1 protein-coding gene is annotated in these 378 nt (G+C 37.3%); it reads left to right on the forward strand.

All coding sequences use genetic code 11. From position 1 onward, the window contains the following. Nucleotides 1–52 precede the first annotated feature (52 nt). Nucleotides 53–378: hypothetical protein (locus D7Y04_RS44330; RefSeq protein WP_147477416.1), on the forward strand; the 326-nt coding region annotated here is incomplete at its 3' end.

Here is a 378-nt window from a genome sequence, read left to right on the forward strand (position 1 = left end):
TATCACTGCCCTCAGTCTCATCGCTTATTTTTATCCACATCTCAATCCTCCCATGTTCGATCGAGAATTTACTTCGGAAACATTTCTTCGTTATTTCCAAGCCGATAAAAATGTCTCTCAACTGATTATGAAATGGACACCGGAACTAACTGATCTCATTCAAAATAAACTTTTCCAACACTTGGATGTCAATGATGATGAACTATTCAGTATCGGGGATTATTTTAGTATCAAACAATCGAATGTGAAAGCCTTAGAACAATCGATCTCGGGCATTCTCGAAGAAATACGTCGAACAGTTCATACACAGTACAATGAATTGAGCGAGATGACGAGAAAAATTATTCAACAAAGTGGAACTGATGGACTTGATGATGA

The sequence above is a fragment of the Corallococcus sp. AB038B genome, assembly GCF_003668955.1.
Lineage (GTDB): Bacteria > Myxococcota > Myxococcia > Myxococcales > Myxococcaceae > Corallococcus > Corallococcus exiguus.